The organism is Brevibacterium sp. W7.2 (assembly GCF_018137945.1).
Classification (GTDB): Bacteria; Actinomycetota; Actinomycetes; order Actinomycetales; family Brevibacteriaceae; genus Brevibacterium; species Brevibacterium sanguinis.
In genome coordinates this window covers 1,363,610-1,388,656 of the sequence record NZ_CP073089.1, presented here as the reverse complement: position 1 = coordinate 1,388,656, position 25,047 = coordinate 1,363,610, and the positions used below count along the sequence as shown (strand labels likewise).

Below are 25,047 nucleotides of genomic sequence, written 5' to 3'. Positions count from 1 at the left end.
TCCGGGTGCGACCGCCCCTAGCGGGCTGAGTTGAAGATCGCGTCGAGGGTGATCGGTTTGACGAGGTCGACATAGACGAGGAGCGCGGTCATGCAGAGCATGAGGCCGATGACGACGTACGTCAGCGGCAGCAGCTTCGCCGTGTCGAAGGGTCCGATCTTCCCGCGCCCGCGCCACCGGTTGATCCGGCGCCTCGCGCCTTCGTAGAGCGCGACGGCGATGTGTCCGCCGTCGAGCGGCAGCAGCGGGATCATGTTGAACGCGAAGAGGAAGATGTTGAGCGAGCCGAGCACGCCGAGGCCCAGCTGCGCCTTCTCGACGACCTGCAGGTCATCGGTCGAGACGATCTCACCGGCGACGCGACCGACGCCGACCATGCCGACGAGACCCTCGGGGTCGCGCTCCTTCGCACCCGTGGCGACCTGCGCGATGTCGACGAGTTTGACGGGTAGCGTGACGATGGCCGTGAACACGCCGGTGACCTGGTCCCACACCGCTCCGGGGAATTCGCCGAGCGGCAGCGGCTGACGCTCCTGGACGGGGCCGATGCCGAGGAAGCCCTCCGTCACCGTCTGCGGGGTGCCGTCGGGGTTCGTCATGAGGTTGCCGCGGTCGTCGACGCGGGGGCGCTCGTGGGCGATGATCGGCACGCTCACCGTCTGCGCGGCACCGTCGCGGACGAAGTCGACCTCGACGCTCTCCCCCGCATGATCCTTGATGACCGAGGACAGTTCGTCCCAGTTCTCCGTCTCCACACCGGCCACCGAGGTGATCCGATCGCCGGGTTCGAACCCGGCCTCCCACGCGGGAGTGAGCTGGTCACCGGGCAGACACGCGTTGCGGTCCGCGGTCGGTCGCTGGTTGGCTTCCGAGGCGGGGACCGCACATTCGACGACGGTCTGCACCGTCGTCGTCGGGGTCATCACGCCGATGCCGAGCAGCGAGATCGCCATGATGACGATGCCGAGGACGAGGTTGACGAAGGGGCCGGCGAACATGACGACGAGCCGTTTGGGCACGCTGAGAGCGTAGAACGTCCGGTGCTCCTCTCCCGGCTCGATCTCGTCGTTCGACATCTCCCGGGCGTCGGCCATCGTGTTCTCGAACAGCCGCCCCTTCCGCTTCGTCCGCGGACGCAGGTTCGCCTCATCGCCGGCACCGAGGTGGTCGCCGGGTGCGGTGGCGTCGTGCGGGGTGGCCCCGTCGATGGGAGCGGTGGCGTCATGCGCAGCGGTGGCGTCGCCGAGGTCGGCGGCCGACTGTCCCTGAGTGGCCGACTGCCCGGCGGTGCCCGACTGCAGGGCGGGTGCCTCGGCGCGCTGCTTCGTCGCATCGAGCGGCGGGTACATACCCGGCATCGCGATGAAGCCGCCGAGCGGCAGCGCCTTGATCCCGTACTCGGTCTCACCGCGCTTGAACGAGAAGAGCGTCGGCCCGAATCCGACCATGTAATGGGTGACCTTGACCCCGAACCGCTTCGCCGGGGTGAGGTGGCCGAGTTCGTGGAGGGCGATCGAGATCGAGATGCCGAGGAGGAAGAGGATGATCCCGACGATGAAGAGGACGACGGTCATCTCACTCCCCGCCGGTGCTCACGCCGACGCCGGCCGGCTGCGAACCGGGGGCCGCCGAGGCGGTGCGGACCGCATCGCCGTCCGCGGCCTGGGCTGCCACGTGCTCGCGCGCGAAGTCCCGCGCCCAGGCGTCGGCGGCGAGCACGGTCTCCACCGTGTGCTCGGGTGCCGGCTCATGCGCCGCGAGTGCCTTCTCGAGACCGGAGTCGATGCCCGTGAAGGGAATGTCCCCGGCGATGAAGGCGGCGACGAGCACCTCGTTGGCGGCGTTGAACACCGCCGGGTAGCTGCGAGCGCGCTTTCCGGCTTCGATGGCGAGCCCGAGCGCGGGGAACGCGACATGGTTGACCGGCTCGAACGACCAGTGCATGGGCTGGCCCCAGTTGTTCGGGACCGCACCGGAGGTCACCCTGCGCGTGCTCCCGTCGTCCTGGGTGCCGAGGGCGTAGGCGATGGGCAGGCGCATGTCCGGAGGGGAGATCTGCGCGATCGTCGAGGCATCGGTGAACTCGACCATCGAATGGATCTGGCTCTGCGGGTGGACGACGACCTCGATGCGGTCGAAGTCGATGTCGAAGAGGAGGTGGGCTTCGATGACCTCGAGGCCCTTGTTGACCAGGGTCGCCGAGTTGATCGTGATCATCGAGCCCATCGACCAGGTCGGGTGCTTGAGCGCCTGGGCGGGCGTGACCCGACGCAGGGCGTCGCGGGTCATGCCGCGGAACGGGCCGCCCGAGGCGGTGATGACGAGCCTGCTCACCTCGCCGTGCGTGCCCGAGCGCAGAGCCTGGGCGATCGCGGAATGCTCGCTGTCGACGGGGATGAGCCGGGCCCCGGTCCGCTTCGCGGCATCGAGGACGAGGGAGCCGCCGATGATGAGGGACTCCTTGTTCGCCAGGGCGACATCGGTGCCGGTCGCCAGCGCCGCGAGCGTCGCCCCGAGCCCGGCGGCTCCGGTCACCGCGTTGAGGACGATGTCGGCAGGTCGGCTGGCGACCGCCTCGGCGGCATCGTCTCCGAGATGGATTTCCCGAACGGGAACACTGATTCCGCGCTCAGCGGCGAGTTCGGACAACCGGTTCCGCACCTCGTCCTCGCCTCCTGCCGGAGGAGTCGTCAACCCGATGACGGGGACGGAGAAGTCGAGGGCCTGTCCCAGGAGGAGGTCCATCTGGGACCCTCCGGCAAGCCCGACGACTGCGAAATCGGTTGCGTTCTCAGCCAGGACGTCGAGGGCCTGCGTACCGACCGATCCGGTCGACCCGACTACAATGATCTTACGTTCGCTCACGCCTACCGATGATGCCAAAGTTCTCTGGGAAATGACTCGACAGCGGCTTTCTCGGCGTGGGCGATGCACATGCGATCAATGGCGAGAGAGGTATAGATGAGTGCAACGATGAGCCCCGACGAGATCCTGGGACTGGATTCGGTCTTCGACGCCGATGACCTCGAATTCGCGCACGTCGTCCGCAAGTGGCTCGATGAGAACGTGCGGGAGAAGATCGGCGACTACTTCCTCGATGCGACCATTCCCGCACGTGAACTCGCCGAAGGCCTCGGAGAGCTCGGCGTCCTCGGCATGCACCTCGACGGCTACGGCTGCGGTGGGTCGACGGCCACGCAGTACGGGCTCGCCTGCCGGGAGCTCGAGGCCATCGACTCCGGTCTGCGCTCGCTCGTGTCCGTGCAGGGTTCGCTCGCGATGTTCGCCATCCACCGCTACGGATCCGAGGAGCAGAAGCAGGAATGGCTGCCGAAGATGGCCGCCGGCAAGGCTCTGGGCTGCTTCGGCCTCACCGAACCCGATGTCGGCTCCGACCCCTCGGGCATGAAGACGACGGCGCGCAGGGACGGATCCGACTGGATCCTCAACGGCGCGAAGATGTGGATCACGAACTCGCCGGTCTCCGATGTCATGGTCGTGTGGGCCAAGACCGAGGACACCGATGAGAAGGGCCGCCCGGTCATCCGCGGCTTCGTCGTCCCCACGAACACCGAGGGAGTGCAGACCCCGGAGATCCACCGCAAGATCTCCCTGCGCGCCTCGATCACCGGTGAGATCGTCCTCGACAACGTCCGCCTCCCCGAGGATGCGATGCTGCCGGAGGCGAAGGGCCTCAAGGCGCCGCTGTCGTGCCTGTCCGAGGCGCGCTTCGGCATCGTCTTCGGCGTCACCGGCGCCGCCCGCGACGCCCTGCTCTCGGCGATCGAGTACACGGGCACCCGCATCCAGTTCGACCGCCCGATCTCCTCGTTCCAGATCTCGCAGCAGAAGCTCGCGAAGGCCTTCGGCCAGTACTCGCAGATCACGCTGCTCGCCGCCCACCTCGGTGAGCTCAAGGACTCGGAGAAGGGTGTGCGTCCCGAGCAGATCAGCCTCGGCAAGATGGTCAACGTCGACACCGCGATGAACGTCTGCCGCGACCTGCGGGCGCTCTTCGGCGGTTCGGGCATCACGAGCGAGTACCCGCCGCTGCGCCACGCGGTCAACCTCGAGACCGTCCTCACCTACGAGGGCACCCACGAGGTCCACCAGCTCACGATCGGTCGCGCGCTGACGGGGATCAACGCCTTCGCGAACTGACGCGCCGCTGCGACGTCAGCGCGAGTTTCGACGTCAGCGCCGCTGCGACATCAGTGCGACTGTCGGCCAGAAGTACGAATGCGGGAGACCAGTTCCCCGCACTCGTACTTCTGGCCGACACCTCTGTTTGTCAGCGCACTTCTCGCAGACAGAACGACGTCTGGCTGGCACTCGCACTTTCGGCGCACACACCTGCGGCGAGCACTGAGCACACCTTCGGCGGGTTCAGAGACATTCGGCACGCAGAACGACGTCTGGCGCCCAGCAACGGCGCCCAACAGCACCGCCGGCATCACTGCTCGTCGATGACGGTCTCCTGCAGCCACTCCACTCCGTCGGCGGCCGCAACGGCGCCAGCGTCGGTGAGGGCGATCGTGCGGTTCGCGTCGAGGGGGACGACGACGGCGGATTCGACGCGGGAATCGCGCATCGCCTGGTCGAGGTTCGCCGTCTGCCCGTCAACGGTGATGCCCACGCCTTCGAAGCGCGAGCGGATGACCTTGACGACGGCCCGCCCGGGTGCGATCGCGTCCGCGTCGATCGGGTGGATGCGCACGACGGTCACATCATCCGCACGGTCGTCTCCGGCACTCTCGCCGCTGCGGACGTCGACGACCATCCCGATGCGCAGGGCCGCGAGCGTGCTCAGTGCGCGTGCCGCCGCGGGCACCTCGGCGTCGATGCGCACCTGCGTCCGCTCCGGGTCGACACCCATGGCGCGCAGGATCCCGCCGAGCTTCGCACTGCGGTCGAGCACCTCGGCGCGATCGAGCTCGACGGGCTTGGACAGGGCGCTGATGAGCCGCGGATCGGTGACCTCACGGCCGTCGATCAGCGGCGCTTCGGGTGTGTCTCCGGTGACGACGATGTCATCGGCACCGCCCATGGCGATCGGATGGTCGAGGACGTCGTAGACCGGGTTGAGGGTCCCGGCGTCGTCTCCGGCGGGCTTGGTGAACCAGTGGATGTCAGTCAACGGAGGCCATCACCTCGACGACGCGGTCGATGAACGCGTCGACCTGGTCCTCGTCGTAGGCCTTGTTGCCCTTCGCCGTCTTGAACAGGACACGGCGCACCTGGTCGACGCTCATCGCCACTCCCTGCGTGAAGTAGGAGTTGACCTTCTCGCACATGTCGTCGACCTGGGCGATGTCGTAGCCGATGACCCCGGGGGCCGGGTTGTCGAACCGCTCCCCCGCGTCGCGGACAAGCCGGCCGCGCAGCGACGCCGCGACGCGGGTGAGCTCCTGCACCCAGGCGTCCTGTCCGGACTGGGCGATGAGACGGTCGCGGGCCTGCTTGGCGAAGGCGTCCTCGAGGCGGTCGAGGGCGGCGTCGACGACGGCGACATGGTAGCCCTTGCGGACGAGGTCGAAGCCGACGGTGCGCACGGCACGCGAGTCGAGGTCACCGGGCTGCGGGGTCGGCCGTTCGAACGATTCCCGAGCCCGTTTGAAGAAGCTGTCGACCTGTTTGGGGTCGTAGCCGTTCTTCCAACCCGACATTCGAGGGAACGTCGTGTCCGCCATGATTCCTCCAGAAGCGAATCGCACAATAAGTCGTTTCCACCATGATAGATGGAGTGTCCTGCCGATGCCGTGTCAGCGGCGGGCCCGTGGGCCGCCTGCCTGCGTTCAGTCAGCGGCGGCGAGCTGTCCGCAGGCTCCGTCGATGTCGGAGCCGCGGGTGTCGCGGATCGTCGTGGGCACGCCGGCGTCGACGAGGCGGCGGACGAATTCGTTCGCGACCTCCGGTTCCGAGGCCGTCCACACCGATCCCGGCGTCGGGTTGAGCGGGATCGGATTGACGTGGACCCAGCCGCGGCCGCGCGCGTTGAGCTTCTTCGCGAGCAGATCGGCGCGCCAGGCATGGTCGTTCATGTCCTTGATGAGCGCGTATTCGATGCTCACGCGCCGGCCGGTGACCTTGTAGTAGTTGTAGGCGGCGTCGATCGCCTCGTCGGCATTCCAGCGCGTGTTGACGGGGATCATCTCGTTGCGCAGCTCATCGTCGGGCGCATGGAGGCTGAGGGCGAAGGTGACGGGGATGTCCTCGGCGGCGAGCTTGTTGATGCCGGGCACGAGCCCGACCGTCGAGACCGTGATCCGCCGGGCCGACATGCCCAGGCCCTCGGGTGCCGGGGCGACGAAGTGCCGCACCGCGTTCATCACGCGCTTGTAGTTGGCCAGGGGTTCGCCCATGCCCATGAAGACGATGTTCGTCACCCGTTCGGGCCCGTTCGCCGAGGCGGCCCCCGCCTGACCGGCGCCCGCCCCGGTGGCGCCGTCCGGGGTCTCCCCCTGCTCTTCGTCGGCTTCGGCGCCGAGGGCGACCTCATCGTCGCCGACCGCGCCCGACGTCAGGGGTGCGAGCTCACCGGCGGCGATCGCCTGGTTGGCGCGGATGACCTGTTCGACGATCTCGGCCGTCGACATGTTCCGGGTCAGCCCCTGCTGGCCGGTCGCGCAGAACGGGCAGTTCATGCCGCAGCCGCACTGACTCGACACGCACAGGGTGATGCGGTTGCGGTAGCGCATGAGCACCGATTCGACGAGGGCGCCGTCGAAGAGCCGCCAGAGGAACTTGATCGTGTCGCCGTTCTCCGTCGTCAGGCGGCGCACCTCGGTGAGCAGGGGCGGGAAGAAGCGCTCCGCCAGGGGTCCGCGTACGTCCTTGGGCAGGTCGGTCATCGACTCGACGTCGGTGTGGTACCGGGTGAAGTAGTGGTTGGACAGCTGCTTGGCACGGAAGGCGGGCAGCCCCATCTCCTCGACGGCGGCGATGCGCTCGTCCATCGTCATGTCCGCGAGGTGCTGCTGCGGCTGCGCGACGCGCGGTGACTTGAAGTTGAGCAGCGGACGACCGTCGCGCATCGGGGTCGTCGACGTCGTGCCGTCGGCATGCTCGACGACGGGTCGGACTTGTCTGCTTCCACCTGATGCACTCACCCGCCCATTGTCTCATGGTCTGCGGACAGGCGGGTTGTGGTCGGGACCACCCGGGACCGGCCCGCGACCGCCTCGGCGGCCGCCGCCTCGGTGGGTTGGACTCAGAGGAAACCGGGCAGGACGGAGAACATCACGAGCGCGACGGGGGCGGTCGGGAGGATCGAGTCGAGACGGTCCATCACCCCGCCGTGTCCGGGCAGCAGCGTACCCATGTCCTTGAGGTCGAGATCGCGTTTGATCATCGACTCGCTGAAGTCGCCGAGGGTGGCGAAGGCGGGAATGACGACGCCGATGATCAGGCCCGTCCAGAAGGGGGCGCCGAGGAGGGTGACCGCGAGCGTCGTCGCGACGGCGGCGGTGAAGACGACGGATCCGGCGTAGCCCTCCCACGACTTCTTCGGCGAGATTCGGGGGGCGATCGGATGCTTCCCCCAGAGGACGCCGAAGACGTAGCCGCCGATGTCGGAGGCGACGACGCTGGCGAGGAAGATGATGACGTAGAGGTTGCCGTCGGGCAGGGTGAGGAGATAGACGACGAAGCACGCCATGAGGCCCACGTAGGTGAGCGCGAAGAGGGAGAGGGAGACGTCCTTGACGGCGTTCTTCCGGCGCTCAACCATCGTGAAGAGCATGACGGCGCCGGCGCTGGCGGCGAAGGTCACCCACAGGGCCTCGCGACCGCCGAAGTACGTGGCGACGACCATGCAGGCCGCCGAGATCATCACGGGAATCCGCGAGACGAGGGAGCCCGAGCGCGAGAGCGCGTTCGCCAGCTCCCACATCGCCGCGACGATGGCGATGAGGATGACGAAGATGAAGGATTCGGGGAAGAAGATGAGGGAGACGAGGACGACTCCGCCGATGAGCAGTCCGATGCCGATCGCGGCAGGAAGGTTGCGACCTGCCCGCCCGTAGTCCTTCGGCGCCGGCGCGACCTCGACCTCCACCTCGGCGGCGGAGTAGACCGTGTCGGTGCCGCGCAGGTCACGCCTCTTCGGGAACGGGGCCTGCGCAGACGCGCCCCGATCCGACCCCTCTGCCGGGGTCGGATCGGATGCGGGAGTCCCAGGTGTCGACAACGCGATCATCAGACCTCGAGGAGCTCAGCTTCCTTCTGATCGAGGAGCTTGTCGATCGAGTCGACCTTCTTCTTCGTGATGTCGTCGAGTTCGGAGATCGACCGGGTGACCTCGTCCTCGCCGGCTTCGCCGTCCTTCTTGATCCGCTCCAGGGTCTCCTTGGCGTGGCGGCGGATGTTGCGGATCGAGACCTTGCCGTCCTCGGCCTTGCCCTTGACGATCTTCACGTACTCCTTGCGGCGCTCCTCGGTGAGTTCGGGGAGGACGACGCGGATGACGTTGCCGTCGTTGGCGGGGTTGGCGCCGATGTCGGAGTTGCGCAGCGCGTTCTCGATGTCGCCGAGGGTGCCCCTGTCGTAGGGAGTGATGAGGATCGTGCGGGCTTCCGGCGTCTGGAACGAGGCGAGCTGCTGGAGCGGCGTCGGCGCTCCGTAGTATTCGATCTCGATGTTCGCGAAGAGCGCGGGGTTGGCCCGGCCGGTGCGGATCGACGCAAAGTCCTCTTGCGTGAATTCCACGGCTTTGTCCATCTTCTCCCTGGCCTCTGCCAGTGTTTCTTCAATCACGAGACACTCTTTTCAGTCGATTGGAGCTGTGTGAACATTCTATGTGTCCGAGCTCGCGTTTGGCGCACTCGGACCACGGCGGATTCGCCTCCGCCGGTGTGTCGGCTGCGGGTGCCTGACCAGCGGATCCTGGTCGGCAAGCCACCGGGGATGACCCCGCCGCGCAGGCTACTTGACGACGGTGCCGATCTTCTCGCCGGAGATCGCCTTGCGCAGGTTGCCCTCCCCTTCCATGCCGAAGACATGCATCGGAAGCCGGTTGTCCATGCAGAGGGAGAACGCGGTCGCGTCGACGACCTTGAGGCCCTTCTGCAGAGCCTCCTGGTAGCTGATCTCGTCGATCTTCACCGCGTTGGGGTCGAGCTTCGGGTCGGCGGTGTAGACCCCGTCGACGCCGTTCTTCGCGATGAGCACCTCGTCGGCGTGGATCTCGAGCGCCCGCTGGGCTGCCACCGTGTCGGTGGAGAAGTAGGGCAGGCCGGCACCGGCGCCGAAGATGACGACGCGGTTCTTCTCCATGTGCCGCATCGCGCGGCGCGGGATGTAGGACTCGGCGACCTGGGACATCGGGATCGCGGTCTGCACGCGCGTGTCGACGCCGAGCTGCTCGAGGAAGTCCTGGAGCGCGAGGCAGTTCATCACGGTGCCGAGCATGCCCATGTAGTCGGCGCGGGTGCGGTCCATGCCGCGCTGGGAGAGTTCGGCGCCGCGGAAGAAGTTTCCGCCGCCGACGACGATGCTCACCTCGACATCGTCGACGGTGGGGGCGACTTCCCGGGCGACGGCAGCGACGACGTCGGGATCGACGCCGATGCTGCCTCCGCCGAAGACCTCGCCTGAGAGCTTGAGCAGCACCCGTCGACGGTGGGTGCGCAGGGGTCGGCTGGCATGGCTCGATTCGTGTACCGGGGTCGATGTCATTGAGGTCCTTCTTCCATGCGGGCGGCGCCGCCTTGTGGGCAGCGCCGTTCCGGGGTGGTTCGTCTGGGTCAGTCTAGCGAAGACGGGGCCGGACCGAATCGGTCCGACCCCGTCATCGGATCACGCGGGGATCATGGTGATCCCGTCAGCGATCGTGCTGCGGTTCAGGCTCCCACGCGGAAGCGGAGGAAACCGGTGGCCTTGAGGCCGGCAGCTTCGAGGACCTTGCCCACGGACTGCTTGGGATCCTTGGCGAATCCCTGGTCGAGCAGGCAGTTCTCCTTGAAGAAGCCGTTGACGCGGCCTTCGATGATCTTCGGCAGAGCCTGTTCGGGCTTGCCTTCGTTCTTCGCGGTGTCCTCGGCGATGCGGCGCTCGTTCTCGACGAGCTCGGCGGGGACGTCCTCACGGGAGAAGTACTTCGGAGCCATCGCGGCGATGTGCACGGCGACATCGTGGGCCACGGTCTGGTCGTCGCCTTCGTAGCCGAAGAGAACGCCGACCTGCGGGGGCAGGTCCTTGTTCGTCCGGTGGAGGTAGGACTCGACCTTCTGGCTCTCGAGACGACCCACGCGGCGCAGGTCGACCTTCTCGCCGAGGGCGGCGCCGGACTCGGTGATGAACTGGGCGACGGTCTTGCCGTCGGCCTCGACCGAGAGGAGGGACTCCGCCGACTCGGACTTGTTCGACACCGCGAGGGCGAGGACTTCGTCGGCGAGGTCGATGAAGCGCTGCGACTTCGCGACGAAGTCGGTCTCCGAGTCGAGCTCGATCATGGTGCCGACTCCGCCGTCGACGAAGCTGGCCACGAGTCCGTCGGAGGTGGCGCGGCCTTCGCGCTTGGTGGCGCCCTTGAGGCCCTTCACGCGGAGGAGCTCAACGGCCTTCGCCTGATCGCCGTCGGCCTCGTCGAGGGCCTTCTTGACGTCCATCATTCCCGCGCCGGTCTTCTCGCGCAGTTCCTTGATGTCAGCGGCAGTGTAGTTTGCCATTCTTTCTCCTAGTGGTGGTGGAGGTGAGTGAGATCAGGACTCGGTGGAGTCAGCGTTCGCTTCGGCGTTCGCCTCGGCGTCGGCTTCAGCGGTGGCGGCGTCGGCCTTGGCCGTCTCGGCCTCGGCGTCGGCAGCGGAGGTGTCACCGGCGGCGGCGTCAGCGGTGGCTGCGTCCGCGGCGACCTTGGCCTCGGCCTCGGCGGTGTTGGCTTCGCCCTCAGCGGCATTGCCTTCGAGGAGCTCGCGCTCCCACTCGGGCATCGGCTCGACGGCGGAGACGTTCTTCTCACCGGACTCGTCGTCGCCGGAGTGGCGTGCGATGAGGCCCTCGGCCACGGCGTCGGCGATCACGCGGGTGAGCAGGGACACCGAGCGGATTGCGTCGTCGTTGCCCGGGATCGGGTAGGTGACGTCGTCGGGGTCGCAGTTCGTGTCGAGGATCGCGATGACCGGGATGCCCAGCTTCTTCGCCTCGTCGACGGCGAGGTGCTCCTTCTTCGTGTCGACGATCCACACGGCCGACGGGGTCCGCTGCATGTCGCGGATGCCGCCGAGGGTCTTCTCGAGCTTGTCCTTCTCACGACGGAGGATGAGGAGTTCCTTCTTCGTGTGCGAGGAGCCGGCAACGTCGTCGAAGTCGATCTCTTCGAGTTCCTTGAGGCGGCGCAGACGCAGGGAGATGGTCTGGAAGTTCGTGAGCATGCCGCCCAGCCAGCGCTGGTTGACGTAGGGCTGGCCCACGCGCTTGGCCTGCTCGGCGATGGATTCCTGAGCCTGCTTCTTCGTGCCGACGAAGAGGATCGAGCCACCGTGCGAGACGGTTTCCTTGACGAACTCGAACGCGGTGTCGATGTAGCCCAGCGACTTCTGCAGGTCGATGATGTAGATGCCGTTGCGCTCGGTGAAGATGAAGCGCTTCATCTTCGGGTTCCAACGACGGGTCTGGTGTCCGAAGTGGACGCCGCTGTCGAGCAGCTGGCGGATGGTGACGACGGCCATGCCGACGCCCTCCTTTCTCGAGCACCCTGCTGCGGGTGCGTTGTGCCACGGTGAGCCGCCGGCTGTGAGCCGACGACGCCTGTGACGGTTTCGGTTGATTCCTGGCATCCGGTTCATCCGCCCCACACGCACTGCAGGCGTGCACCAAGGGATGGAGAAGAAATCGGATGCGCGTAGTCAGAAGACACGCTTCTGCTGGAGCCAGTCTATCGCGGGTGACCAAGCCATTTCCAATCGGTCCCCCGCGCCGAGGCGGCCCTGCGGTCCCGGGTCCCGATCGAGGTGACGAGGGGGCTGGGTCTGCGGGGCGGCGGCGCGGAATCGACTCGCGTTCAAGCGCCTGTGGATGGTCGATTCGGTGGTCTCCGCGGGGACGCGGCACTGCCCCGTGACCGGGTGACGGTGCGTCCCCGTCGCCGAGGTGGCCCGCGGTTCGCCACGAGTCGCGGCGGGCGGGTCGCGGAGGGGCGTGTCGTGGCGGCGCGTATCGTGGCGGGGCGGTGACACCACGCTACCGACTGCGCGCATCGGCCCCGCCGGCCGCGCTGGGCTCGCCCGCACTCGCGTGCGGCGGTCTGTGGATGCCGGTGTGACTCATGTGCACCTGAACTGTGGAGGCTGAGAGGCCGTCCACAGGCGGTTGCGACGGCAGTGACACGCGTGTCTGCCCGCGGTTCGATGGACGGCATGTCGCATCCTCCCCGACCGCTCACTCCTCGCCGACCGCTCAATCCCCGCCAGCGCGTCCCATCTCAGAATCGCTTCGGAGTGACTGCGGTCGCGACGTTCGTCGTCACCGTGCTCGTCGTCCTCGCCCTCGGTCTGCCCGCCACCGCGAGAGCGGACCAGACCGGCGCGGCGGCGACCACGTGGGTCTCCCCCGTGCCCGTCATGGAGATCGTCACCGCCTTCGATCCGCCGCAGGAGACCTGGTTGGCAGGGCATCGGGGCATCGACATCCGCGCCCTGCCGGGTGAACCGCTGCGGGCTCCGACGAGCGGGGCGGTGCGTTTCCGCGGTTCGGTCGCGGGCACCGACACGGTGAGCATCACCACCGACTCGGGCCGCACCGTCTCGTTCCAGCCGGCGACGACCGACCTCGCCGTCGGTGACGCATTCGCAGCGGGTGAGCGGATCGGCGAGGTCACCGACGGGGCGCACTGCGACGAGGACTGTCTCCACATCGGGGTGTGGCCGACTGAGAGCGACCGCGCGTACGTCGATCCGGCGCCGTTCTTCGGGCAGGACGCCTCGGTGCTCCTGCCGCTCTCCCGCAAGCCCGCCGAGGAGCCGGCCGGTGACGACGGCGACTCCGGGGCCGGGTCCTGGGGCGGGCACCGGAACGGCCGGATCCCCGCCTCGGCGATGTGTGAGCTCAAGACCGCCCCGGGACAGCTGCTGCGCTGTGATGCGCAGGCGGCGTTCGACCGGCTCTCCTTCGCGTTCGAAGCGCGGTTCGGTCGGCCGATCTCCGTCACCGACGCCTATCGCGACTACGACACGCAGGTCGTCCTCAAGAAGCGCAAGGGCCGGATGGCGGCCACACCCGGGACCTCCAACCACGGGTGGGCGCTTGCGGTCGATCTGGGCGGTGGGATCAATGCGTTCGGCAGTGCCGAACATGAGTGGATGCGGGCGAACGCACCGACCTTCGGCTGGGTGCACCCGGCGTGGGCACGACAGTCGGGATCCCTGCCCGAACCGTGGCATTGGGAGTTCCGGAAGTGAGAGGCGGGGAGGCTACGCCCGGGGGTGCGCCTGCCGGTAGGTCTCCTGCAGTCGCTGCATCGACACGTGGGTGTAGATCTGTGTGCTGCTCAGCGTCGCGTGCCCGAGGAGTTCCTGGATCTGGCGGAGGTCGGCGCCGTTGTCGAGCATGTGCGTGGCCGTGGAATGACGGAGACCGTGCGGCCCGATGTCCGGGGCCTCCGGGTTGAGGGCGCCGTACCGGTGGACGAGGTCGCGGACCTGGCGCGCCCCGATCCGGCCACCGCGCCGGCCGAGGAAGAGGGCGTCTCCGCTCTTCTCAGTGGCGACCCTCTCCCGCATCCGCAGCCATGTCTCGAGGGCCTGGCCGGCGGGTGTTCCGAACGGCACGCGACGCTCCTTGTTGCCCTTGCCGAGGACGGTGATCATCGAGCGCTGGTCATCGACGTCGGCGCGGTCGAGTCCGCAGAGTTCGGAGACGCGGACCGCGGTCGCATAGAGCATCTCGAGGATCGCCGCATCACGGGCCCGCATGGCCTCATCGGTCTTGTCCTCGGGCGGCGTGTCGTCCCCTGGGTCCGGACCGGCCGCCTGGCCCGCTGCGATGAGGTTCGCCGCCTGCTTCGGCTTGAGGACGGTCGGAAGGCGGGAGTCCTTCTTCGGGGTGCGCAGCCTGGCCGCGGGATTGGTCGCCAGTCCCAGGGAGTTCACGCAGTAGCCGAAGAACGATCGCAGGGCGGCGATCTTGCGCGCCACCGTCGACTTCGCGGCTCCCGCATCATCGAGGGCGATGAGCCACGACCGCAGCTCATCGAGACCGATGTCGGCGACATCGGCGGTGCGGACGTGGGCGAAGAAGTCCGTGATGTCGGCGACGTAGGCGCGGCGCGTGTGGTCGGAGACATCACGGGAGCGCAGGTGGTCGGCGTAGGCGTCGACGACCTCGGGGAAGCGGTGTGCGTCGGTCACAGTCCCCAGACTACGCGGTTGCGCAACCGCGAGGGCGGAGGCCACGACTGCCGACCGGCTGCGGTCAGCCGCCTCGGACCTTCGTCCAGCCGGAGCCGTGCCGCCGGCTGAGCCCTGCGAGTTCGAGGAGGGCGAGCGCGGAGAGGGTGTCCTGGACGGTCAGTCCGGCTCGTGCCGCGAGCGTCCCGACGTCGAGTTCCTTCGTCGCCGACAGCGAGGTCAGGCAGATCTTCTCCCGCTCGCTGAGGTCCTCGAGCCGGTCATCGCCGCGTGAGCCGTTATCCGGGGCTGGTGCGAAATCGAGCGGCAGTTCGTCGTCGTCGAGGAGGTCGAGGACGTCGGCGGCCGTCGTGACGAGTTCGGCCTCGTGATGGCGGATGAGCCGATGCGTTCCCGCCGATGACGCCGAGTACACCGACCCCGGATAGGCGGCGACGGCACGGGAGAGTTCGAGCGCATGCCGGGCGGTGTTGAGCGCCCCGCTGCGCCACCCGGCTTCGACGATGACGGTGACGAGGGCGGACGCGGCGATGAGCCGGTTGCGCAGGAGGAAGCGGTGCCGCATCGGCGTCATCCCGGGTGCGGTCTCCGAGACGATCGCTCCCCCGTTGAGGACCTGGGCGAAGAGATCGGCGTTCGCCGCCGGATAGAACCGGTCGACGCCTCCGGCCATGAAGGCGATCGTCGGGGCGTCCCGGGCGATCGCCGCCCGGTGCGCGGCCGCGTCGATGCCGAACGCACCGCCGGAGACGACGGTGATCCCCTCGGCGCCGAGATCCCACGCGAGGTCGGACGCGCACTTCGTCCCGTACCCGCTCGCCGCCCGCGCCCCGACGACGGCGACCGCACGGCGCAGCGTCGCATCGAGCCTGGCCTGTCCGCGCACCCACAGCGCCAGGGGCGCCGCCGGCCCGAGGTCGTCAAGGCACCGCGGCCACTCGTCGTGACCGGGGATGACGAGTCGCCCACCGAGGCGCAGCATTCCCTCGAGGTCGTGGTCGCCGTCGGCATCGGCGGAGCGCACCGCCCACCGGGCGAGCGCCTCGGCGAGCTGAGTCCCGGCGGCCGGTTCCCCGACTTCGGCGCTCAGGTGGGTCGCGGCGTCCCCGGTGCTCACGGGTTCGGCAGCGACGGCGCGGATGATCTCGAGGGTCGCGATCGGGCCGACGGCGTCGACGACGGCCCTGAGCAGTCCGTCACCGGGTTCGCCGATCCGCAGCAGGGCGGCGAGCGCGCTGCGCTGCCGCGACTCGCTGGCCGCGGCCTCAGCGCTGCCTTCGCGAGCAACAGTTATCCGTTCGTCGTCCATGTCTTCGTCCTCCGTCTCGCTCACGTCTCCTGCGTCCGCAGTGCCAGTGCCACGGCGATCCTGTCGGCGTCGGGAGCCTCGGCACCGGCGAGGTCCGTCAGCGTCGTCGCGACCCGCAGCACCCTGTCGTAGCCGCGCATCGTGATCCGGCCGGTCTCGAGCGCCCGGTCGAGACCGCGCAATACCTCGGGCCGCATGCCGAAGTGGTCGCGCAGCCACGAGCCGGGCGCATTCGCGTTGAGCGACCAAGCACAGTCGGCATAGCGCGCCTCCTGGGCGTGCCTGGCCGCGTGCACGCGGTCGGCCACGACAGCGCTCGCCTCCTGGTCCCCGCCGAGGCGGAGGTCGGCGGGCGAGACGGGGAAGAGTTCGAGCTGCAGATCGACGCGGTCGAGGAGCGGACCCGACAGCCGGTTGCGGTAGCGGCGCTTGTCCATCGGCGTGCACTGGCATGCGCTCTGGCCGCCGGCCGGCATTCCGGCGCCGCACGGGCACGGGTTGGCGGCCATGACGAGTTGGAACGCGGCCGGGAGCACCATCGACCCCCACGCGCGGTGGATGTGGACCTGCCGGGCCTCGAGCGGCTGGCGCAGCGCTTCGAGCACGTCCCGGGAGAACTCCGGCGCCTCATCCATGAAGAGCACTCCCCGATGGGCTCGGCTGAGGATCCCGACGGTTCCCGGTCGGCGTCCGCCGACGAGCGCCGAGGCGGTGCTCCGGTGGTGGGGCGCCTCGAACGGGGGACGGTGGTCGAGTTCGTCACCGGCGGTGAGTTCCCCGCGCAACGACCGGATCGCGGCGACCTCGAGGGCTTCGGCGTCGGACAGCGGCGGGAGGATTCCCGGCAGGCATTGGGCGAGCAGGGTCTTGCCCGCTCCCGGTGTGCCCCGCATGAGCAGGTTGTGGCCCCCGGCCGCGGCGACTTCGAGACCGAAGCGCGCCTCCTCCTGGCCCTGCACCTCGGCGAGGTCGTGGAGGTCGGGACTGTGGGCCGCGGGACCGGCGACGTCGATGACCGGCGGCAGCGCGGGCACGGTGAGTGCACCGCCGTAGAGGTTGACGAGTTCGGCCAGCGAGGAGACGGGGATGACCTCGATGCCGCTGATGAGACCGGCTTCGCTCGCGTTGCCGGCGGGCACGACGAAGCGGTCGAACCCGGCGAGCAGACCGCTGTGGAGGGTCGGCAGCACCCCGCTGACCGGGCGGATCCGACCGTCGAGTCCGAGCTCCCCGCAGTGGATGACCCGCTCTGTATCGGCAGAGGTGATCGTTCTGCGCGCCCGGAGCACGGCCACGGCGATGCCGAGGTCGAATCCGGTGCCGATCTTCGGGACGCTGCCGGGAGTGAGGTTGACGGTCAGGTGCTCGGTGGCCACCGGGGTGCCGAGGAAGGCCAGTGCCGCTCGCAGCCGCTTCCGGGATTCGCTCACCGAGGTGTCCGGCAGTCCGACGATGTCGATGCCGGGCAGGCCGGCACTCACGCTGGCCTCGATCGAGACGATCTTGCCGGTCAGTCCCCACAGGGCCACTGCCGAGGCCCGCCCGACGATGGTCGTCTCCGGGGTCGCCACCACGAGCGGGGGCGGAGGTTCCGAAGGGTCGACCTCTTCGGCGGCATCGAGCCAGGGGTCGGCCTCGGCAGGGGGCTCCGGGTCGAACTCGTCGTCGCCGGTCACCGGCAGCGGCTCGCTCATGAGTCGACCTGCACGTTCTTCAGGTGGGAGAGGACGACGCGCGGCTCCATGACGATGCCGATCGCATCGATCCGGGCGGCTGGGAAGAATTCGGTCTGGGCGCGCAGCCACAGTCCCGAGAGCATCCGGATCTTCCGCAGCTTCACCGGCGTGATCGCCTCGAGCGGGGATCCTTGCCGCATCGTGCGGCGGGTCTTGACCTCGACGAAGACGACGGCGGCGCCGTCCCTGGCGATGATGTCGATCTCACCGCGCGCACAGCGGACGTTGCGGGCGAGGATGACCATGCCCTCGGCTTCGAGGCGCGCCACGGCGAGGTCCTCCCCGGCACGGCCCAGGGCGATCTGCCGCTCGCCTCGCGTTGTCCCTCTCGTTCCCGACATGCCCACCACGGCACCACGTTCGATCTCGCCGAGGGAAGAGCAGAGGATCGGCCTGTGGATGACGCGTGGGCGTCCACAGGCCCAGGGCACATGAGTGAGCGGGCGTCCACACCTCGACCGCACACAAGTCGGAGAGGACTCACCTCACCGCCGGGGACTCACCCCGCGCGCCGGGTCACCGCCCGATCGAGGTCGGGGGTTCGAGGTCGGACTTCGCGATCTCCTCGATGTTGACGTCCTTGAACGTGAGCACGTGGACCATCTTGATGAAGCGGGCCGACCGGTAGCTGTCCCACACCCAGGCGTCGCGCAGGGTCAGCTCGAAGTAGACGTCGCCGGCGTCGTTGTGGGCCTTGAGGTCGACGTGGTTGGCGAGGTAGAAGCGCCTCTCCGTCTCGACGACGTAGGCGAACAGGCCGACGACGTCGCGGTACTCCTTGTAGAGCTGGAGTTCGAGCTGGGCCTCGTAGTCATCGAGATCGTCTGCGCTCACGGGGTTCCTCTCTTCGTCTCGGGGACAGGGTCAGGACTCGGGGACAGGGTCGGTATCAGGAGCAGTCCGCCCGCCGCCGGCCGGTGGCACGGCGTGCAGGCGGAAGCTTCGGCGGTGGTGGACGCTCGGTCCGTGGTCGACGATCGCCTGCCGGTGGGCGGCGGTGCCGTAGCCGACGTTGGACTCCCAACCATACTGCGGGTGCGCCTCGGCGAGGCCGATCATCGTGTCGTCGCGCTCCACCTTCGCCACGATACTCGCCGCCGCGATGACCGGAACGCTGCCGTCGCCCTTGATGATCGTGCGCACCGGCGGCAGATCCATGTCGGCGCAGGCGCCGAATATCCCCAGGCAGTCGAGCGTGAGTGGGGCCGAGAGCCAGTCGTGCTTGCCGTCGAGGAGGACCATCGTCCGCCCCTGCCCCTCGCCCAGGCCCTGCCCGTCGACAAGCCCCGGCACCCGTGCGAGGGCCCGCCGGGCGGCGAGTCCGAGGGAGAGCGTCATCCCGAGTGCGTCGATCTCCGCAGGCAGCGTCGACCCGACCGCACTCGCCTGCGCCCAGTCCTGGACCCGCGCGGTGGCGGCAGCACGGGAGACGGCATCGAGCTGCTTCGAATCGTGGATGCCCTCGGGCACCGGACTCGCGCACACCTCGGTGAGCGAGAACACGGCGACGCCGACGCTCACGGGACCGGCCAGCGCTCCGCGCCCCACCTCGTCGACGCCGATGACGGTGTCGAAGCCCTCGGCGAGCAGCGCCCTCTCCACCGTGACGTCGTGCAGTCCGTGTGCTGCCATCAGTTGACGGTGATTCCCTGCGGCGCCGGGACGTCGGCGAAGACGTCCTTCGGGTTGGACACCCACGCGAAGCTGCTCAGCGGCCAGTTGATGAGGAAGACGGTGCCGACGACGTTGTCGGCAGGCACGAACGGCTGTCCGTCGAGGTGGTAGCGGGAGTCCGCGGAATTGCCGCGGTTGTCGCCCATCACCCAGTAGCTGCCGTCGGGCACGGTGACGGAGAACTCCATCTCCGAGGGCTGCGTGCCCGGCGCCAGGTAGGTTTCGTCGATCGGGGTCCCGTTGACGAGGATCCTCCCCTCGGCATCGCAGCATTCGACGGTGTCCCCGCCGACGCCGATGACGCGTTTGATGAGCTGGTTGCCTGCGTCCGAGGGTGCGAGGCCGATGAACTCGAGGAACGGGTTGGGCGCGTACCCGGAGGATTCGGAGCCTGAGAGCCAGTCGTCGGGGTCGTCGAAGACGATGATGTCGCCGCGGTCGGCGGGACCGAACTTCGGCGCCAGCTGGTTGACGAGGACCCGGTCGTCGATCTGGAGGGTCTCCATCATCGACCCGGAGGGAATGTAGAAGGACCGAACCACCCAGGTCTTGAGCGCCGTGGAGATGAGGAGGGCGATGACGATGATCACCAGGGTCTCGAGGAGTCCGCGGAGGAGCTTTTTGGACGCACGTGGGGAGGGCTGTGGTTCGGAGGTCATTCGTTCGCTTTCGCATCGGTGCGCGACCTGCGCGGGCTGGCTGGAACGAGCGTATCAGTCGATCGTCGAGCCGTGCCCGATGACGGTGCCGATGACCCGGTCGAGGGGGATGAAGCCGCCGCCGGGTCGTCCGAGCAGCGCGCGCGAGTCCGTGGAGTCGTCGCGGTTGTCGCCCATCACCCACATCGTGTCGGCCGGCACGGCGATGGAGAACGGCACCTGTGAGGCGGGCAGCGGGGCGTAGTCCTCGGTCAGCGGCTCGCCGTTGAGGAGGAGCCGGCCCTCGGCGTCGCAGCACTCGAGGGTGTCCCCGCCGAGGGCGATGACGCGTTTGACGTAGTAGACGTCGCGGCTGCCGACACCCACCCAGGAGCCGATCCTCTGCAGCGGGGTCGGCAGCGGGTCGTCGATGAAGGAGCCGCGTCCGTCGAAGACGACGATGTCGCCGCGCTCGATCGTGCCGGCCAGCGCGTCCGGGCGCCACACGGCGATCGTGTCGCCGACGGTCAGGGTCGGCTGCATCGATTCGCTGGGGATGGTGAAGCGCTGCACGACGAATCCGCGCACCGAGGCGCCGAGGATGACGATGACGACGGCGATGATGCCGACGATCCTCCACATCCGGGCAGAGACGCGAAAACGCGACCCGGAGGTCGCGTTCTCGTCAGCGTTCTTCACGTTCGCCGGTGCCAGGCAGCCGGGGCGCTCAGGCCTTTTCGCGGATGCGAGCGGCCTTGCCGCGCAGGTTGCGCAGGTAGTACAGCTTCGCGCGGCGGACGTCACCGCGGGAGAGTACCTCGATCTGCTCGACGATGGGCGAGTGCACCGGGAAGGTGCGCTCGACGCCGACGCCGAAGCTGATCTTGCGGGCGGTGAAGGTCTCGCGGACGCCGTCGCCCTGACGGCGGATGACGACACCCTTGAAGACCTGGATGCGCGAGCGGTTGCCCTCGACCACGCGGACGTGGACGTTGAGGGTGTCACCGGCGCGGAAATCGGGGACGTCGGTCTTCAGCGAGGCTGCATCGACAACATCGAGCTTCTGCATTGTGCTTCTCCTGTGGCCCCTGCTCCAGGTCGAGGACACGCATGTAGGACCGGAAAGAACCGGTATTCGGATCGTCTGTCGGGATCGCTCCCCAGGTGCCGGCCGAGGACTCCGGCCGGCGGCGCGGACATCCGACCCCCTGAAGCAGGCGGATGCCAACAAACGCGACGATCTATTCTGTCACGGCCGGGTCGGAAGACTCAAACCGGTCGAGGACCTCGCTGTCGCGGGCGTCCAGGTCGTCACGGTCGTCGAGCAGGTCGGGCCTGACCTCGGCGGTGCGTTCGAGACGTCGGTCACGTCGCCACCGGGCGATCGCCGCATGGTTGCCGCTGAGCAGGATCTCCGGCACCGCATGACCGCGCCAGACCGCCGGCTTCGTGTAGATCGGGTACTCGAGGAGGCCGTCCTCGTGGCTCTCCTCGGCCAGGGACTCCGGGTTGCCGATGACGCCGGGGATGAGGCGGCTGACGGCTTCGATCATCACCATCGACGCGACCTCGCCCCCGTTGAGGACGTAGTCGCCGATGCTCATCGGCCGCACCTCGAAGTCCTCCCGCGCCCAGTCGAGCACGCGCTGATCGATGCCCTCATAGCGACCGCACGCGAAGACGAGGTGCTCGGCTGCGCTGAGCTCCTCGGCGATCCGCTGATCGAAGACCTCCCCCGCGGGGCTCGGGACGATGAGGATCGGCTTCGCCGGGCCCGCGCCGAGGCTGCCGACCGTCTCCGCAGACCCGGGCTCTCCGGCCTGCCGGATGTGGTCGAGGGCGAGTGCCCACGGTTCGGCCTTCATCACCATGCCGGCCCCTCCCCCGTATGGGGAGTCGTCGACGGTGTTGTGGCGGTCGAAGGTGAAGTCGCGCAGGTCGTGGACGGTCAGGCCGAGCAGTCCCTGGTCGATCGCCTTGCCGATGAGGGAGAGCCGCAGTCCGGCCAGGTAGTCGGGGAAGATCGAGACGACGTCGATGCGCATGCGCAGGCTCACTCCGCGTCGAGGAGACCGGCGGGCGGGGTGAGCATGATGCGCCCGGCTTCGATGTCGACGTCGGGGACGATCGCTGCGACGAAGGGCACGAGCACCTCGTGTCCGTCGACGTGCCGGAGGTGGAGGAGGTCCTGTGCGGTGCCGTTCGTGACGTCGACGACCTCGCCGACCTGCGTCTCGCCGACGTACGCGGCCAGTCCGATGAGGTCATCGAGGTACCACGCCTCTGCGTCGTCGTCCTCGTCGTCCTGGGGGCTGAGGATGAGCGTGTTGCGGATCTCCTCGGCGCGGGTGCGGTCGGCCACCTCGTCGAAGGTGAGGAGGAGACGATCACGGTGCCAGCGCGCGGACTTGAGCGTGAGTTCGCCGATGTCGGGGTCGGTGGCGAACGTCATCCCGGGCACGAGCCGCTCCTCGGGGCGGTCGGTGCGCACCTCAACGGTGAATTCGCCTCTGATCCCGTGCGGCTTGCCCAGCCGGGCGATCACCGTGTCCATGCGTGCTCCTCGTGGTCGGGGGACTGCGTTCTCATCAGCCTTCAGTGTAGTTCGGACGCCGCCGTGGGCTCCGCGGCCGCGGATGAATGCCCGAGGGGGACGTCGGCTGCCCGCCGACGTCCCCCTCGTGTGTGGAAGATCTACGCTTCGATGAGGTCCACCCGCACCGACTCACGGCCGGCGAGGGAGTTGATCACGGTGCGCAGGGCCTTCGCGGTGCGACCCGCGCGGCCGATGACCCGTCCGAGGTCGTCGGGGTGAACCCGGACCTCGAGCGTCGTCCCGCGCTGGGACGACCGGGATCGAACTGCGACGTCGTCGGGATGATCGACGATGCCGCGAACCAGATGTTCGAGCGAATCTGCCAACATGTCAGGCGTTGTCCTCCGCGGCGACGGCCTCGGCTTCGTACTCCGCCTCGGTCGCCTTGGCGGCGTCGTCGGCGGCCTCGTCCTCGGTCTCGACCTCAGCCTTGTCGGAGCCCTTCTTCGTGATGGCTTCCTTGATCACCGAATCGGCGTTGGGAGCCACGTAGGCTTCCTTCTCCGGCTGCGGCTGGACGGTGTTGACGGCTTCGCCCTCACCGGTGAACTTCTGCCAGTCGCCGGTGAGCTTGAGCAGGTTGCGGACCTGGTCGGTCGGCTGGGCGCCGACGGAGAGCCAGTACTGCGCACGATCCGAATCGATCTCGATGACCGAGGGATTGCGGGTCGGCTGGTAGATGCCGATCTGCTCGATCGCGCGGCCGTCGCGACGGGTGCGCGAGTCGGCGACGACGACACGGTAGAAGGGTGCACGGATCTTGCCCATGCGGGTCAGACGAATCTTGACTGCCACTGTAGTGGTGTCTCCTTTTGTGTTCTGTTTGCACAGAGGCACCGCACAGTCGTGGGGTTGACGTGACGGAGTCTGCGACCTGGACTATCGACTCGAGGCAGAAGAGAGGGCCCGCGCCGAGGCGAAAGTACAAGAGATCATTGTGCCAGAAAGGCCTACTTCTTTCCACCTGGGAACATGCCGCCGAATCCCTTCGGCAGCTTCGCGAGATCGAGGTCATCGTCCCCGCCGAGGTCGACGCCGCCGAACGCGGAGCCGACCGGGTCCCTGGTCTTCCCCGACTTCCGGTCGAGCGCGGCCTGCGCCTGCTCGGCGCGCTTGGCCGGGTTGCCCGACTGGCCGCCCTTGCGGCCCTTCTTCTTCCCCGCCGCCTTCTTCTTGCCCTTGCCGGCGCCGCCACCGGGCATTCCGCCCATTCCGGGCATGCCTCCCATGCCGGGCATCCCCGGCATGCCGCCGCGCCCCATGCCGCGCATGAGCTTCTGCGCCTGCGTGAAGCGCTCCATGAGCTGGTTGACCGCGGTCACCGTCGTCCCGGCGCCCCGGGCGATGCGGGCCCGGCGTGAGCCGTTGAGGATCTTCGGGTTGCTGCGCTCGTACGGTGTCATCGATCTCACGATCGCCTCGACCCGGTCGACCTCGCGCTCGTCGAAGTTCTCGATCTGATCCTTGTACTGGCTCATGCCCGGCATCATGCCGAGCATCTTCTTCATCGACCCCATCTTCTTCAGACCCGACATCTGCGTGAGGAAGTCGTTGAGGTCGAAGTCCTCACCGGACTCGAACTTCTTCTGGAGCTTCTCAGTCTCCTTCTCATCGAAGTTCTTCTCGGCCTGCTCGATGAGCGTGAGGATGTCGCCCATGTCGAGGATGCGGTCGGCCATCCGGTCGGGATGGAACTGCTCGAAGTCCGTCATCGACTCACCGGTCGAGGCGAACATGATCGGCTTGCCGGTCACCTCGGCCACCGAGAGCGCGGCACCGCCGCGGGAGTCGCCGTCGAGCTTCGAGAGGACGACACCGGTGAAGTCGACGCCGTCGGCGAACGCCTCGGCGGTCGTCACGGCGTCCTGACCGATCATCGCATCGATGACGAAGAGGACCTCGTCGGGGTTGACGGCCGCGCGGATGTCGGCGGCCTGCTGCATGAGCTCTTCGTCGATGCCGAGGCGACCGGCGGTGTCGACGATGACGACGTCGTGGAGCTTCGACTTCGCGACGTCGATCGCATCGGTGGCGACCTTGACCGGGTCGCCGACGCCGTTGCCCGGTTCCGGCGCGTAGACGACGGCACCGGCGCGCTCACCGACGATCTGCAGCTGATTCACGGCGTTGGGCCGCTGCAGGTCGGCGGCGACGAGCATCGGTCGGTGGCCTTCGGACTTCAGCCAGTGGGCGAGCTTGCCCGCCAGCGTCGTCTTGCCGGCGCCCTGGAGGCCGGCGAGCATGATGACCGTGGGCGGGCGCTTGGCGAACGTCAGCCGCCGGGTCTGCCCGCCGAGGATGCCGACGAGTTCCTCATTGACGATCTTGACGACCTGCTGGCCGGGGTTGAGCGCCCCCGAGACCTCGGCCGACAGGGCCCTATCGCGGATGCGACCGGTGAAGGCGCGGACGACGGGCAGGGCCACGTCGGCATCGAGGAGGGCACGACGGATCTCGCGGATGGTGGCATCGACGTCGGCTTCGGAGAGCCGACCTTTGCCGCGCAGATTCTTGAATGTCGCGGTGAGCCGATCGGAGAGAGAGTTGAACACGTGCAGGCCTTCTTCGTCAGTGTTGGTCGACTCTCTAGACTAACAACTCCCCCTGGGCGGGGCCGAATCCCTTTCAGATGCCAGAACACCCCACCCACGATGTCTGCTGGGACCGTGGGTGGGGTGAGCTGTGAGCACTCCGGCGTACTCCCCCGCGCCGGGCGGCCGGCGAGACCGACCGGCATCCCCGCGCGGGAGCC

General features: G+C 68.3%; 26 protein-coding genes. 2 read left to right on the top strand and 24 right to left on the bottom strand.

Annotated elements, in window-relative coordinates:
- Nucleotides 1–17: 17 nt before the first annotated feature.
- Nucleotides 18–1,574 carry a site-2 protease family protein gene (locus J9315_RS06245; protein ID WP_211979024.1) on the bottom strand — a complete coding sequence of 519 codons (1,557 nt, stop codon included), beginning with the start codon at nucleotides 1,572–1,574 and terminating at the stop codon, nucleotides 18–20.
- 1 nt (nucleotide 1,575) lies between these two features.
- Entirely contained in the window at nucleotides 1,576–2,865 is a 1,290-nt protein-coding gene (gene dxr / locus J9315_RS06240) for a 1-deoxy-D-xylulose-5-phosphate reductoisomerase (protein WP_232623636.1), read from the bottom strand.
- Between the two features lie 96 nt (nucleotides 2,866–2,961).
- Between dxr and J9315_RS06235 the strand changes: the two genes are divergently transcribed.
- On the top strand, nucleotides 2,962–4,161 hold the full coding sequence (locus tag J9315_RS06235) for an acyl-CoA dehydrogenase family protein (protein WP_198499141.1): 1,200 nt from the start codon (nucleotides 2,962–2,964) through the stop codon (nucleotides 4,159–4,161).
- Nucleotides 4,162–4,453: 292 nt separating this feature from the next.
- Here J9315_RS06235 and J9315_RS06230 read toward each other — a convergent pair whose 3' ends face one another.
- From J9315_RS06230 to rpsB, 8 genes are all read right to left on the bottom strand, one after another.
- Nucleotides 4,454–5,137, bottom strand: coding sequence for a hypothetical protein (locus tag J9315_RS06230; protein WP_198499142.1), 684 nt, complete (start codon nucleotides 5,135–5,137; stop codon nucleotides 4,454–4,456).
- Complete coding sequence (locus tag J9315_RS06225; protein ID WP_137826032.1) at nucleotides 5,130–5,690, bottom strand: DivIVA domain-containing protein; 561 nt, start codon at nucleotides 5,688–5,690, stop codon at nucleotides 5,130–5,132. Before J9315_RS06225 ends, J9315_RS06230 begins: the two co-directional genes overlap by 8 nt.
- 105 nt (nucleotides 5,691–5,795) lie before the next feature.
- Nucleotides 5,796–7,109 (bottom strand): 23S rRNA (adenine(2503)-C(2))-methyltransferase RlmN, encoded by a 1,314-nt coding sequence (gene rlmN / locus J9315_RS06220; protein WP_332839527.1) that lies wholly within the window; start codon nucleotides 7,107–7,109, stop codon nucleotides 5,796–5,798.
- 101 nt (nucleotides 7,110–7,210) lie between these two features.
- Nucleotides 7,211–8,197: a phosphatidate cytidylyltransferase gene (locus J9315_RS06215; protein WP_198499143.1), complete on the bottom strand. Its 987-nt coding sequence runs from the start codon at nucleotides 8,195–8,197 to the stop codon at nucleotides 7,211–7,213.
- Nucleotides 8,197–8,754, bottom strand: a complete 558-nt coding sequence (gene frr, locus J9315_RS06210) for a ribosome recycling factor (protein ID WP_137826030.1) — start codon at nucleotides 8,752–8,754, stop codon at nucleotides 8,197–8,199. The genes J9315_RS06215 and frr overlap by 1 nt, the downstream gene beginning before the upstream one ends.
- Nucleotides 8,755–8,922: 168 nt before the next feature.
- Entirely contained in the window at nucleotides 8,923–9,675 is a 753-nt protein-coding gene (pyrH, locus tag J9315_RS06205) for a UMP kinase (RefSeq protein WP_137826029.1), read from the bottom strand.
- A gap of 164 nt (nucleotides 9,676–9,839) precedes the next feature.
- A complete protein-coding gene (tsf, locus tag J9315_RS06200; protein ID WP_137826028.1) occupies nucleotides 9,840–10,667 on the bottom strand; it encodes a translation elongation factor Ts in 828 nt (275 codons plus the stop codon).
- A 33-nt stretch (nucleotides 10,668–10,700) separates the two neighbouring features.
- A complete protein-coding gene (gene rpsB / locus J9315_RS06195) occupies nucleotides 10,701–11,666 on the bottom strand; it encodes a 30S ribosomal protein S2 (RefSeq protein WP_198499144.1) in 966 nt (321 codons plus the stop codon).
- 768 nt (nucleotides 11,667–12,434) lie between these two features.
- On the opposite strand from rpsB, the gene J9315_RS06190 reads away from it, so the two are divergent.
- Nucleotides 12,435–13,394 (top strand): D-alanyl-D-alanine carboxypeptidase family protein, encoded by a 960-nt coding sequence (locus tag J9315_RS06190; protein ID WP_232623637.1) that lies wholly within the window; start codon nucleotides 12,435–12,437, stop codon nucleotides 13,392–13,394.
- Between the two features lie 12 nt (nucleotides 13,395–13,406).
- Here the strand turns inward: J9315_RS06190 and J9315_RS06185 are convergent, their stop codons facing one another.
- The 14 genes from J9315_RS06185 to ffh form a co-directional block, all read right to left on the bottom strand.
- On the bottom strand, nucleotides 13,407–14,342 hold the full coding sequence (locus J9315_RS06185) for a tyrosine recombinase XerC (RefSeq protein WP_198499145.1): 936 nt from the start codon (nucleotides 14,340–14,342) through the stop codon (nucleotides 13,407–13,409).
- Nucleotides 14,343–14,406: 64 nt separating this feature from the next.
- Nucleotides 14,407–15,675: a DNA-processing protein DprA gene (gene dprA / locus J9315_RS06180; RefSeq protein WP_249121044.1), complete on the bottom strand. Its 1,269-nt coding sequence runs from the start codon at nucleotides 15,673–15,675 to the stop codon at nucleotides 14,407–14,409.
- The gene (locus J9315_RS06175; RefSeq protein WP_198499146.1) at nucleotides 15,672–17,345 is read right to left on the bottom strand and encodes a YifB family Mg chelatase-like AAA ATPase; all 1,674 of its coding nucleotides are present in this window, start codon (nucleotides 17,343–17,345) and stop codon (nucleotides 15,672–15,674) included. The genes dprA and J9315_RS06175 overlap by 4 nt, the downstream gene beginning before the upstream one ends.
- Nucleotides 17,342–17,728: a YraN family protein gene (locus J9315_RS06170; RefSeq protein ID WP_198499147.1), complete on the bottom strand. Its 387-nt coding sequence runs from the start codon at nucleotides 17,726–17,728 to the stop codon at nucleotides 17,342–17,344. The genes J9315_RS06175 and J9315_RS06170 overlap by 4 nt, the downstream gene beginning before the upstream one ends.
- A 175-nt stretch (nucleotides 17,729–17,903) precedes the next feature.
- Nucleotides 17,904–18,221, bottom strand: a complete 318-nt coding sequence (locus J9315_RS06165; RefSeq protein WP_137826023.1) for a DUF2469 domain-containing protein — start codon at nucleotides 18,219–18,221, stop codon at nucleotides 17,904–17,906.
- Between the two features lie 30 nt (nucleotides 18,222–18,251).
- On the bottom strand, nucleotides 18,252–19,019 hold the full coding sequence (locus tag J9315_RS06160; protein WP_211979023.1) for a ribonuclease HII: 768 nt from the start codon (nucleotides 19,017–19,019) through the stop codon (nucleotides 18,252–18,254).
- Nucleotides 19,019–19,720, bottom strand: coding sequence for a signal peptidase I (lepB, locus tag J9315_RS06155; protein WP_211979022.1), 702 nt, complete (start codon nucleotides 19,718–19,720; stop codon nucleotides 19,019–19,021). Before lepB (J9315_RS06155) ends, J9315_RS06160 begins: the two co-directional genes overlap by 1 nt.
- 54 nt (nucleotides 19,721–19,774) lie before the next feature.
- Nucleotides 19,775–20,341 (bottom strand): signal peptidase I, encoded by a 567-nt coding sequence (lepB, locus tag J9315_RS06150; protein ID WP_211979021.1) that lies wholly within the window; start codon nucleotides 20,339–20,341, stop codon nucleotides 19,775–19,777.
- A gap of 85 nt (nucleotides 20,342–20,426) precedes the next feature.
- A complete protein-coding gene (gene rplS / locus J9315_RS06145) occupies nucleotides 20,427–20,768 on the bottom strand; it encodes a 50S ribosomal protein L19 (protein WP_137825202.1) in 342 nt (113 codons plus the stop codon).
- Between the two features lie 172 nt (nucleotides 20,769–20,940).
- Entirely contained in the window at nucleotides 20,941–21,744 is an 804-nt protein-coding gene (gene trmD, locus J9315_RS06140) for a tRNA (guanosine(37)-N1)-methyltransferase TrmD (RefSeq protein ID WP_211979020.1), read from the bottom strand.
- Between the two features lie 8 nt (nucleotides 21,745–21,752).
- Nucleotides 21,753–22,253, bottom strand: a complete 501-nt coding sequence (gene rimM / locus J9315_RS06135; protein WP_211979019.1) for a ribosome maturation factor RimM — start codon at nucleotides 22,251–22,253, stop codon at nucleotides 21,753–21,755.
- Nucleotides 22,254–22,393: 140 nt separating this feature from the next.
- Nucleotides 22,394–22,624: an RNA-binding protein gene (locus J9315_RS06130; RefSeq protein WP_009378338.1), complete on the bottom strand. Its 231-nt coding sequence runs from the start codon at nucleotides 22,622–22,624 to the stop codon at nucleotides 22,394–22,396.
- Between the two features lies 1 nt (nucleotide 22,625).
- Complete coding sequence (rpsP, locus tag J9315_RS06125; protein ID WP_198499153.1) at nucleotides 22,626–23,090, bottom strand: 30S ribosomal protein S16; 465 nt, start codon at nucleotides 23,088–23,090, stop codon at nucleotides 22,626–22,628.
- 155 nt (nucleotides 23,091–23,245) lie between these two features.
- The gene (gene ffh / locus J9315_RS06120) at nucleotides 23,246–24,847 is read right to left on the bottom strand and encodes a signal recognition particle protein (RefSeq protein WP_211979018.1); all 1,602 of its coding nucleotides are present in this window, start codon (nucleotides 24,845–24,847) and stop codon (nucleotides 23,246–23,248) included.
- Nucleotides 24,848–25,047: the final 200 nt, after the last annotated feature.

Coding starts and splice junctions, on each gene's coding strand:
- J9315_RS06245 (WP_211979024.1), bottom strand. CDS start 1,574: ATGACCGTCGTCCTCTTCATCGTCGGGATCATCCTCTTCCTCCTCGGC.
- J9315_RS06235 (WP_198499141.1), top strand. CDS start 2,962: ATGAGTGCAACGATGAGCCCCGACGAGATCCTGGGACTGGATTCGGTC.
- J9315_RS06225 (WP_137826032.1), bottom strand. CDS start 5,690: ATGGCGGACACGACGTTCCCTCGAATGTCGGGTTGGAAGAACGGCTAC.
- J9315_RS06215 (WP_198499143.1), bottom strand. CDS start 8,197: ATGATCGCGTTGTCGACACCTGGGACTCCCGCATCCGATCCGACCCCG.
- pyrH (WP_137826029.1), bottom strand. CDS start 9,675: ATGACATCGACCCCGGTACACGAATCGAGCCATGCCAGCCGACCCCTG.
- tsf (WP_137826028.1), bottom strand. CDS start 10,667: ATGGCAAACTACACTGCCGCTGACATCAAGGAACTGCGCGAGAAGACC.
- rpsB (WP_198499144.1), bottom strand. CDS start 11,666: ATGGCCGTCGTCACCATCCGCCAGCTGCTCGACAGCGGCGTCCACTTC.
- J9315_RS06175 (WP_198499146.1), bottom strand. CDS start 17,345: ATGAGCGAGCCGCTGCCGGTGACCGGCGACGACGAGTTCGACCCGGAG.
- J9315_RS06170 (WP_198499147.1), bottom strand. CDS start 17,728: ATGTCGGGAACGAGAGGGACAACGCGAGGCGAGCGGCAGATCGCCCTG.
- J9315_RS06160 (WP_211979023.1), bottom strand. CDS start 19,019: ATGGCAGCACACGGACTGCACGACGTCACGGTGGAGAGGGCGCTGCTC.
- lepB (WP_211979022.1), bottom strand. CDS start 19,720: ATGACCTCCGAACCACAGCCCTCCCCACGTGCGTCCAAAAAGCTCCTC.
- lepB (WP_211979021.1), bottom strand. CDS start 20,341: ATGTGGAGGATCGTCGGCATCATCGCCGTCGTCATCGTCATCCTCGGC.
- rplS (WP_137825202.1), bottom strand. CDS start 20,768: ATGCAGAAGCTCGATGTTGTCGATGCAGCCTCGCTGAAGACCGACGTC.
- trmD (WP_211979020.1), bottom strand. CDS start 21,744: ATGCGCATCGACGTCGTCTCGATCTTCCCCGACTACCTGGCCGGACTG.
- rimM (WP_211979019.1), bottom strand. CDS start 22,253: ATGGACACGGTGATCGCCCGGCTGGGCAAGCCGCACGGGATCAGAGGC.
- J9315_RS06130 (WP_009378338.1), bottom strand. CDS start 22,624: ATGTTGGCAGATTCGCTCGAACATCTGGTTCGCGGCATCGTCGATCAT.